This is a genomic window from Ruegeria discodermiae (genome assembly GCF_030758345.1).
Classification (GTDB): Bacteria; Pseudomonadota; Alphaproteobacteria; order Rhodobacterales; family Rhodobacteraceae; genus Ruegeria_C.
In genome coordinates this window covers 57,908-66,364 of the sequence record NZ_JAVAMO010000022.1, presented here as the reverse complement: position 1 = coordinate 66,364, position 8,457 = coordinate 57,908, and the positions used below count along the sequence as shown (strand labels likewise).

Here is an 8,457-nt window from a genome sequence, read left to right as displayed (position 1 = left end):
TCTACTTCGGCAAGAATCTCTCCGTCTTATGTGACGCCGAGCGTTCTACAAGAAAGGCAATAGGCCCAAATTACCAATGATGCGATGGACATCAATGGTTCCTTGTTCTCACCCGATTGTCGCTCGCTTCAATTATTAGTCTCGGGAATAATCTTGTCTCCCAGCCTTATCTCACCATCCTCCAGGATATCCGCTCTTAGGCCACCACGGTGGACAAGACCACGGAGCATGCCGGGCGGGGTTGTTTTTTGCAGCCACGCGCACGGTTCAGCCAGCCGCGATCCCTGGCACAAGATTTCGCCGACGCGAAAGCGTTGACCTAATAAGGCGTTAAGATCGATACCGCGCGTAACTATGTTCCTTCTAGCGTCCACGGCGGGCATCTCGACACCGTGCTCTGATGCCAAATACTCAATTGCTTCTGCCTCAATGAGTGTGAGCGCTTGGCCCCAACGGCCCTCGCTCTGGAAATGTCCTTTTCCGATTGCGTAGCGGTCGCCATCAACACCCACGCCCGCGAGAAGGTGCGCAGATGACAGCAATTCGCCAGGTGCACCGGAGTCCGCAAACCGGAAAATTGCTTCAATGGTCCCATGCTTTTCATCGCGCTGGGGCAAGGCCAGTGCAGGGGGGGCGATGACCCAGCCCTCGCAGACATCTCCCGATCCGCTTATGACGCCATCCGGGATCCAGGCCACACCGGACGGCGTACCCGCCATCACAACATACCCGTCACCACCCTCAAGTCGCCCGATCCAACATCCGGCCCACTGAAAGGACTCGGGCGCACGGACGGGGATCAGGGCAAGATTCTGAGCAGCAAGCCAGTATCCAATTTTCTCTAAACCGATGCCGTTGGACGCAGCAGGAATATCCCTCAATTCAGCGTTTAGAATTTCGGCTATGCAAATCGAGAAAGTCTGGTTTTCATGTGACCGACCAGTGGGTGGGAGCAAGGTCTTCTTCATCAAACACCTTCCGCAATCAGAAAATCTGCATCTGCATTTGCCTGCCTGATGGCTCTTGCGGCGCGATACTCAAGTGAATCATAGCATGCCAGAGCAGTGTCGAAGTCCTTGAATTCAACCACCACGTTACGGTCTCGCGAGGCACCTTCGGGGGCGACGTAGCGGCCTCCGCGCACGTGGAATTTAGCATCGAACCTCTCAAAAGCTTCTCGCGCGGCTGCCAGATACTCCGGATACTCATCGCTGTTATGTACAGATACCCGCACAATCCAATATCCTTTTGGCATGGTAGTTCTCCTCGTAACTTTTGGTGTTAGGCAGCTTCCCGGGACAAGAGCCCGTTCAGCATTTCTGCCGAGATGAAGCTGTACGCGTTTGCCCAGGACTTCTCATGAGCTTTTGTCCACTTGCTGGACAAACCGGTTTCAAGCGTCATGATGAGCGCCGTTCCCACCGTCGCGAAATCCGATTCTGACGCGCCATAACTTGCGTGGCGCGCACCGATGTCTTGCAACTGAACGGCCAAATGGTCCTGACTGTCCAGGCCTTGAATGACCAATTCAAGTGCGCGAGCCAGTCTTGATCCCTGCGCCGCCATGTCCGCTCCTTCAAAGAGTTTGGCAACGTTCTTATCGAGCTTGAACAGGTTGGCGTAAACCGCGGCCATAGCGCTGTCAGCAATGGGTGCTATCTGGGTCCAGCTTTCCCGGACACGTGCGATGTCTCGTTCATCCATTTCTTCCTCCTGAATTCCGAAGTGGGTCTCTCAGGGTTCGTAACGCAGTATAGACATCAGCAAAAATAAGTTATTCTGATCTAATCAATCGATTTTGGAGATGAATAAGTGGAGCTTTCCGATTTGCGAGTTCTTCGCGCAGTGGTGCATGAAGGTGGCGTAACACGCGCTGCAGAGCGTTTGGGGCGAGTGCAATCTGCCGTCACAAGCCGTATCCAACAACTCGAAGATCGATTGCAAACAAGGCTCTTCACACGGCAAGGACGTAAGATGGTGCTTACTCCGGCCGGCCGGACTTTGCTTGAGTATGCCGAGCGACTTCTTGCGCTTGCCGAAGAGGCAGAAAATGCGCTGCATTCTGACAAGCCAACGGGGGTTCTGCGCATCGGTTCAATGGAAAGCACTGCGGCAGTTCGCCTACCTGGACCGCTTGCTTTGTTCTCCGAGAGGTTTCCCAGTGTCATTCTAGAAATGCAGACTGGAAATCCTGTCTTGCTTCTCGATGCGTTGAGGCAAGGCGAGATCGATGCCGCCTTTGTCGCAGAACCTGTCCCAGAGAAGCGATTTGACCAGATGACCGCCTTCACGGAAACACCGGTTCTGGTGACGTCGGATAAACACGCGCCGATCGGAGGCAAAAATGGCTGCCCTCGAACAGTATTGGTGTTTGAGCATGGGTGCCCGCATCGCAAGCTTCTTGAGCAATGGTTTGCGCAACAAAAGGATGTCCCTGAGCGCACGATCCAAATGGGATCCTATCATGCCATGTTAGGCTGCGTATTGGCTGGGATGGGTGCTGCGCTCGTTCCCCACAGCGTCATTGATACCTTTCCGCCAGCTCAGAGGTTGCAAGTCACGCATCTGCCGGAAGGGAGCAACACGTTGCGAACAGTGTTGGCTTGGCCGAAGGGAAAATTGTCGCCTAATGTCGCAGCACTAAGAGCTGTGGTCGAGGATCACTACGACCAAGCCTGAAACTTGGAACAAAAGTAGACCGTTAATCAGAGAACAGCAAAGAATACTACTCGCCGTCATTGGATCAACGCGCTGCTGGCCACAAAGACCCCGAAGTTGTGCGTCTGCAGTGGATGTCCGCTCGGGAGGGGCCGCACTGCGACATTTAGTAGACTACTGGAAGGAGGCTACGGGCCGTTTCTCAACCGCAGTTGAATGCCCCGATGTCTTGGAGAATGTGGTACATGACTGCTTTCCTTTTTGAAAGAAACCGCGTGTCTGGCATATCCATGTTCAGAGCAAAAACATAACTATCGCTCGCGCATTCCAGCCACCCGACAAACCACCCGATGTCCATGTCCGTCGTACTGTACCGCCAGCCGGTCTTGGACCGCATGGTCCAATCGGCGTGCGTGTCGGTCACCATGATATCCCGTGCCGCCGCATATGTGGTTTCAGACAGCGGCAACAGTTTCAGAGCGAGTTTCGACAGGAACTCAACTTGCTCCAGAGCCGTGATGGTCAGTGTGCCGTCCAGCCAATAGGTTGCGAGCTGGTCGATGGTACCGACATCTGCATTTCCGTACTCGAAGCTCTTCAAACTGTTCGCCATCACAGCCTGCCCGCCGTTTCGGGCAATCTCCTGATAGGCCCAAACAACCGAGTTTTGGAATGCGGACTCGAGTGAATGATCCTGGTTCCACGCTCGGTTACTTCTTGGAACATTGTCCCACTGAAACACTGTTTCGGACGTCGCCAATCCATTTTCCAGCGCAATCAAGCTGTGCGGGATCTTGGACGTGGAGGCTGGCGAATACCGCCGTCGAGCGCGGTCGGGACTTGCGATCCAATACTGGCCATCGGACAGGCGCTTGATTACAATCGTCGAACTCTCAATCTCTCCGCCGGCTGCCTCAAGGTTGCGTCCGACATCCAATGCTTCTGCCGCAACTTGCGATGTGAGCACAAAAGCCGCCAACCCGATGCCACATAGTCCCCTGAGAAGGGTAGCCTTGGCGCTTGATTTTGTGTTCTTGCCGAGATGTGCAAGGTCCAAACTTTTTCTCCTTTGCGCAGGACCGGGCCTAACCCTGATGAGGTGTACCTTTGCCAGTGTCGAGGTATTGTTTGAGACTGCCCAGAAAAAACATGTCCCAACCTGCCTCGCAAACGTCATAGCACAACAATTCGGGCGTGAGACCTTGGTGTTGCATCTCAATTATAGAGCCGCTCTCCTGCTCGGTAATCTTCCAATGCACCTTGGTGTTAAGCCAATCGGTTTCGATCTCTTTTGGCTGACCCTCGTGGATGTGCAATGCGTCGACGCAGGTCCATTCGACGTGTGTTGGTTGGACTGTGCTTGTCAACTCGAACGACCAATAGGATACGCCTGGCGGGAAGGTGAATTTCGCCCGATCCCCGATGTTGACCAAGGGCTGATCGGGGCGGGTCCACCAATGCGCGACGCCTTGGGTTACCGCGTCGTACGCGGCAGACGGGGGCGCTTGGACGTCAATAGTTTTTGTGTAGCTTGGAGCTGTCATTTCGGTTGTCCTTAAGCGTCTTCTGCCCAGTGGGGCGGAAATGTTGCGGCGACGTTTGGAAGGGCTTCGATCCTTTGGACCCAATCCGCGATCTCAGTCGATAAAGTCGCCAGGTCAGACCAGCCGAGCGCTTGCATGATCGTTGGCTTCGTCTCCATCGCTCGTTGGATCAGACGCACGTGTGGGAATGCGACCGCGTCTGCGGCCCCCGGGCGATCACCGGACAAAAAGGGGGTTTCGTCCAAGATGCCGGTTAAGTGGGCAAGTTCTGATTGCAGTTTCTCGCTGGCGTTTTTCAGGTCGTTTGTAGCTTCGTCCGCGCCTTGAAAGAAGATAGGGGAAAGCACTCCGCTTGTAGCGCCGGGCAGGTAGTCGAAGATTTCCATGGTCCTCTGCCAGATAAGCGCTGCGTCTTGTGGTGTATCTCCAAACAAAGGTGTGTCCGGGTATTCTCGATCCAGCCAGGCCAGGATCGCAACGGATTGGCTGAGGGTTGCATCGCTGTCTTTCAACGTCGGGACGGTGCCGCGTGGATTGATAGCGAGGTAGGCGTCGGATTTATGCTCCTTCTGCGCCGCGGACAGTAGGTGGACGTCATAGTCGAGGCCTTTGAAGGCCATTCCAAGGGCTGCGCGCCAGGGACTGGGGGCGCCGCTCACGGTCCAGATTTCCAGGGACATGATTACATTCCTCCGTGCGTGGGTGTTTGCAGAGACATAGCCACGTCGGTATGATACGAAAAGTAGGCAGAATTTTTTGCTATACTATTGAAAATGATACTATTGAGGAGAACAAGATGTCTGAGGCCCTTGTCGATCCTGCTCAAACACATGTTCCAGACGCAAATGCGTGCCCGGCGCCCCGGGTGATCGGGATGATTGGCGGCAAATGGAAGTTGCTTATTCTGCAGATTCTGATTTTTCAGGGCACCAAGCGATTTGGGGAATTGCGCAAATCCATCGACGGCATCACCCAGACGATGTTGACCAATCAGCTTCGTGCATTGGAAGCCGATGGGCTGGTGACCCGAAAGGTCTATGCCGAGGTTCCACCGCGGGTGGAGTACTCGGCCAGCGCGGACGGTCTGGCGCTGGCACCGGTGTTCACATCGATGCACGACTGGTGGGTGAACCGGTCAGTTGGATCGTAGCGCCTGATCCACGCGATCAATTTCGGCCTCGTACCATGCGATGGTGCCGACGGGATCATTGGAAAAGCTGGTTGCGAAAGAGGCGGGCGCTTCGGTAGCTTCGTCATACAGCGCCGCCCAGACCATCATCGAGACGAGAGCAGGCAGGAAATCCTTGGATTTCTGCGTGGGAAAATAGCAGACGCTGCTGGCTTTGCGGGGGTCCGGTTCGCGCGTCAACATGCCAAGCGCTTCAAGCTTGGCCAGGCGGTTTGCAAGGATGTTTGTCGAGATGCCTTCTGGCGAACCAAGGAACTCGCGGTAAGTGCGCTTGCCGTGCAGCAGGACATCTCTCAGCAATAGAAAGCACCATTTGTCTCCGACGATACCGGCGGCATAGCGGGTGGGGCATCCATTCCAGTTGGGTTTTTTGGCTGAACTCATGATGCAGATATAGAGGATGGAAAGGCACTTGCAATATGCAAGTAACCGAAGTATCAAATTGCTTGCAAAATGCAAGTGGAGAGAGATATGCCTGCACCTTTCGTTTGGTACGACAACATCACAGCGAAACCGCAAGAAACGACCGCGTTCCTGGAAACGATGTTTGGATGGCAGCCCAAAGATATCGGTGCGATGACCTTTCTGACAGAACCGGGTGGGGACATGCCATTCGCAGCCACCTGCGATGAGATGGATGGGATCACCGGCTGGGTGCCTTACTTCGAGGTTGACGATCTGGAGGCTGCGACAGGTCGTGCGCGCGTCAATGGTGCACGTGTCATTGCCGAAAACGTCAAAGGCCCGGCGGGGGATGCAAGTTTCATCCGCGATCCCGGCGGCAGTCCGATGGCGCTATGGAAGCGTGGCCAAGGGTGACGAGGGTCGACGTGCTGAAGCAACAGGTCATGGCCGCCTTTGCCTATCCGCTCATCGTATTCCCGCTGGCGATCGTCTGGCATCTGGTCCTGTTCAAAGACAGCTACTTGACTTTCGGATACTTCGACGGCGAACCGAACATCGCGGTCGGCTTGGCTTCTATGGTTGTTCAAGGCGCCGTGCTGGCTGCCATTTACCCCATGTTCCGATTGGGTAGTGACGGCCTTGCGCGAGCGATCAAGTTCGCAGCGTTGTTGGGGCTCTTCTTTTGGACAAGTCATGTGCTGGCGCTGGTGGCCAAGCAAAACGTAACGCATGCCGGCACGTACATCTTGATGGAGACGGTGTATCTGTGTTTGCAATTCGGTCTGTTCGCATTGGCCCTGGCATTGATTTTTCGCGGGGCAGGGCGGAAGACGGTCACGTCCGCCTGAGACACTGATGGGTTGCCCCGTTTCCAAGTGTTTCGGCCTGCGCTAGCTCATAGGCGCGTGGCAACGCGGTGCCCTCGAATAGCCGCTTTCCTGCGCCGACTACAACCGGGAAATTCCAGATGCGAAATTCGTCGATCAGATCGTGATATTGCAGCGTTTGGATCAATGCAGAGCTGCCATGGACCTGTAGCAAGGGCCCGTCTTGGTCTTTCAACTCTTGCACAGCTTTCGCCATGTCACCGTTCAACGCATACGAATTCTCCCAGTTCAGCGGTGGAGTTTGCGAAGTGGCCACATACTTTCGCGCCGCATTTAACCGATCGCCAAGATCAGAACGCGGCGCGTATGGCCAATGCCCCGCGAAGATGTCATAGGTCTTGCGCCCAAAAAGGATGTCGTAAGGTTTCGACATGGCGACGCGTTCAACGTGCGGCATCACATCTTCCCAATAGGGCGCTGCCCAGCCGCCTTGCGTGAAGCCGCCCGAGGGGTCTTCCTCGGGCATGCTTGGCGACTGCATCACCCCATCCAGCGTCACAAAGGACAGTATCGCAAGTTCGCGCATCTTACGGTTGCTCTTCGGTCAACGACTGTGCGAAGGCGGCCAGTTTGTCGAAGGCCTGGTTCCAACCGCCAGCCCCGGCAGTGCCTTCTGCGACCCCCATATGGACCATTAACATTCGCGTCTTGCCGTCGACCTCGCTTAGCTCGATGATGACCTCGGTAACGTCCGGAACGGAGTCTGGCATTCCCATCGACTGAGGCGAGATGAGAGTGCCATCCGCGTCGCACATGCTTTCCGTGTAAACGAGACGATCCGGCGCGCTGACTTCTTTGTAGACGCCGGTGAACCACATCTCCATCGACCGCTCGGGCGATTGCATCGCCATGCTGACTTTGCGGGTTCCGCCGACCCTTACGTCCATTTCGGCGGTCGGGACCGACATCCCGTTCGGACCGTACCATTGTTTGAAAAAATTCGGATCGGTCCACAATTTCCACACAAGATCGATCGGTGCATCAAACACCCTCTCGATCCGAACCCAGTTGTTCTCTTCGCTCATGTATCGTTTTCCTTCATGTCAGCCAAAAGAGTGGCCAACGTGTCGAAGCGTGCCTCCCAAATCGACCGATACCTCTCGGTCCAACTTGCGATTTCCTGGATCGGTGCCGTTTCGAGTTTGCACAGTCGAAACTGGGCGTCCTTCTCTCGGGAAATCAGGCCGGCGCGTTCCAGCACTCGAATGTGTTTCGATACGGCAGGCAAGGTCATATCAAACGGCTCTGCCAAGGCGTTCACGCTGGCTGTTCCTTGCGCAAGGTGTGCCAGAATTGCCCGACGGGCCGGATGCGCAAGGGCGGAAAACGCGGCGTCTAGCTGGTCATCTTTGGTCATAGGGTATTATTATACTAGTAAGTTAATTAAACAAGTGGTTTATTAAATGTTAAATGATGCGGCGCGAGTGCCCGAGCCTCCGTTCTAAAATTGTCAAATGACGGGAGATCTAGAGCCAGCACGTCCAGAGGTCAGCAGATGTTCGCGCTTGACGCGACATTTGTTGATCAATGTCCGCTATGCGGGCTGCAACCGCAGCATCGAGATGACTTGGTCAACGGCTGCTATGGGCCGCTTTGTCCGAACTGGATGCGCGCGAGCAGGACATGCTGTGCTTACTCCATTGGCGACTGTGGACACGAGATGACCGATGCAGTCTTGAGCATTGACGTCTACGAACTGAATAAAGCCGCCATTGCCGTTTTGGTGTGAAGCCGTCGGCACACCTTTCAGGGGCATATGAAATGCGCGGCATGG

At 55.1% G+C, this 8,457-nt stretch carries 15 protein-coding genes; 5 read left to right on the top strand and 10 right to left on the bottom strand.

All coding sequences use genetic code 11. The features are described 5' to 3' along the window. Positions 1 to 128: 128 nt before the first annotated feature. The 3 genes from Q5Y75_RS25780 to Q5Y75_RS25770 are packed head-to-tail and all read right to left on the bottom strand — an operon-like array spanning position 129 to position 1,704. On the bottom strand, positions 129 to 968 hold the full coding sequence (locus tag Q5Y75_RS25780; RefSeq protein ID WP_306202961.1) for an MOSC domain-containing protein: 840 nt from the start codon (positions 966 to 968) through the stop codon (positions 129 to 131). Further along, positions 968 to 1,255 carry a DUF1330 domain-containing protein gene (locus Q5Y75_RS25775; RefSeq protein ID WP_306202959.1) on the bottom strand — a complete coding sequence of 96 codons (288 nt, stop codon included), beginning with the start codon at positions 1,253 to 1,255 and terminating at the stop codon, positions 968 to 970. Before Q5Y75_RS25775 ends, Q5Y75_RS25780 begins: the two co-directional genes overlap by 1 nt. A 26-nt stretch (positions 1,256 to 1,281) precedes the next feature. Further along, positions 1,282 to 1,704, bottom strand: coding sequence for a globin domain-containing protein (locus Q5Y75_RS25770; RefSeq protein ID WP_306202957.1), 423 nt, complete (start codon positions 1,702 to 1,704; stop codon positions 1,282 to 1,284). 108 nt (positions 1,705 to 1,812) lie between these two features. On the opposite strand from Q5Y75_RS25770, the gene Q5Y75_RS25765 reads away from it, so the two are divergent. Then, on the top strand, positions 1,813 to 2,679 hold the full coding sequence (locus Q5Y75_RS25765; protein WP_306202955.1) for a LysR family transcriptional regulator: 867 nt from the start codon (positions 1,813 to 1,815) through the stop codon (positions 2,677 to 2,679). Between the two features lie 181 nt (positions 2,680 to 2,860). Here Q5Y75_RS25765 and Q5Y75_RS25760 read toward each other — a convergent pair whose 3' ends face one another. From Q5Y75_RS25760 to Q5Y75_RS25750, 3 genes are read right to left on the bottom strand one after another with little or no spacing between them, the layout of a single operon-like run. After that, positions 2,861 to 3,715 carry a penicillin-binding transpeptidase domain-containing protein gene (locus tag Q5Y75_RS25760; RefSeq protein WP_306202953.1) on the bottom strand — a complete coding sequence of 285 codons (855 nt, stop codon included), beginning with the start codon at positions 3,713 to 3,715 and terminating at the stop codon, positions 2,861 to 2,863. Positions 3,716 to 3,743: 28 nt separating this feature from the next. Continuing rightward, positions 3,744 to 4,202 carry an SRPBCC family protein gene (locus Q5Y75_RS25755; protein WP_306202951.1) on the bottom strand — a complete coding sequence of 153 codons (459 nt, stop codon included), beginning with the start codon at positions 4,200 to 4,202 and terminating at the stop codon, positions 3,744 to 3,746. Between the two features lie 11 nt (positions 4,203 to 4,213). After that, on the bottom strand, positions 4,214 to 4,882 hold the full coding sequence (locus tag Q5Y75_RS25750) for a glutathione S-transferase family protein (RefSeq protein ID WP_306202950.1): 669 nt from the start codon (positions 4,880 to 4,882) through the stop codon (positions 4,214 to 4,216). 116 nt (positions 4,883 to 4,998) lie between these two features. Here Q5Y75_RS25750 and Q5Y75_RS25745 point away from each other — a divergent pair, with 116 nt between their 5' ends. Next, complete coding sequence (locus Q5Y75_RS25745) at positions 4,999 to 5,352, top strand: winged helix-turn-helix transcriptional regulator (RefSeq protein ID WP_306202948.1); 354 nt, start codon at positions 4,999 to 5,001, stop codon at positions 5,350 to 5,352. On the opposite strand, the gene Q5Y75_RS25740 is transcribed toward Q5Y75_RS25745, so the two are convergent. Next, on the bottom strand, positions 5,338 to 5,775 hold the full coding sequence (locus tag Q5Y75_RS25740) for a winged helix-turn-helix transcriptional regulator (protein ID WP_306202946.1): 438 nt from the start codon (positions 5,773 to 5,775) through the stop codon (positions 5,338 to 5,340). The genes Q5Y75_RS25745 and Q5Y75_RS25740 overlap by 15 nt on opposite strands. Positions 5,776 to 5,862: 87 nt before the next feature. Here Q5Y75_RS25740 and Q5Y75_RS25735 point away from each other — a divergent pair, with 87 nt between their 5' ends. Together Q5Y75_RS25735 and Q5Y75_RS25730 are read left to right on the top strand one after the other, a co-directional pair. Then, the gene (locus Q5Y75_RS25735) at positions 5,863 to 6,210 is read left to right on the top strand and encodes a VOC family protein (protein ID WP_306202944.1); all 348 of its coding nucleotides are present in this window, start codon (positions 5,863 to 5,865) and stop codon (positions 6,208 to 6,210) included. An 11-nt stretch (positions 6,211 to 6,221) separates the two neighbouring features. After that, complete coding sequence (locus Q5Y75_RS25730) at positions 6,222 to 6,644, top strand: hypothetical protein (RefSeq protein WP_306202942.1); 423 nt, start codon at positions 6,222 to 6,224, stop codon at positions 6,642 to 6,644. Here the strand turns inward: Q5Y75_RS25730 and Q5Y75_RS25725 are convergent. Genes Q5Y75_RS25725 through Q5Y75_RS25715 form a run of 3 tightly spaced genes read right to left on the bottom strand, consistent with a single transcriptional unit; the run spans position 6,631 to position 8,040 of the window. Continuing rightward, complete coding sequence (locus Q5Y75_RS25725) at positions 6,631 to 7,209, bottom strand: dihydrofolate reductase family protein (RefSeq protein WP_306202939.1); 579 nt, start codon at positions 7,207 to 7,209, stop codon at positions 6,631 to 6,633. The two genes, Q5Y75_RS25730 and Q5Y75_RS25725, sit on opposite strands and share 14 nt — an antisense overlap. 1 nt (position 7,210) lies before the next feature. Further along, positions 7,211 to 7,708, bottom strand: a complete 498-nt coding sequence (locus Q5Y75_RS25720) for an SRPBCC family protein (RefSeq protein ID WP_306202937.1) — start codon at positions 7,706 to 7,708, stop codon at positions 7,211 to 7,213. Beyond that, positions 7,705 to 8,040 (bottom strand): ArsR/SmtB family transcription factor, encoded by a 336-nt coding sequence (locus Q5Y75_RS25715; RefSeq protein WP_306202935.1) that lies wholly within the window; start codon positions 8,038 to 8,040, stop codon positions 7,705 to 7,707. Before Q5Y75_RS25715 ends, Q5Y75_RS25720 begins: the two co-directional genes overlap by 4 nt. 138 nt (positions 8,041 to 8,178) lie before the next feature. Here Q5Y75_RS25715 and Q5Y75_RS25710 point away from each other — a divergent pair, with 138 nt between their 5' ends. Further along, positions 8,179 to 8,412, top strand: a complete 234-nt coding sequence (locus Q5Y75_RS25710) for a hypothetical protein (RefSeq protein ID WP_306202933.1) — start codon at positions 8,179 to 8,181, stop codon at positions 8,410 to 8,412. The last annotated feature ends 45 nt before the right edge of the window (positions 8,413 to 8,457 follow it).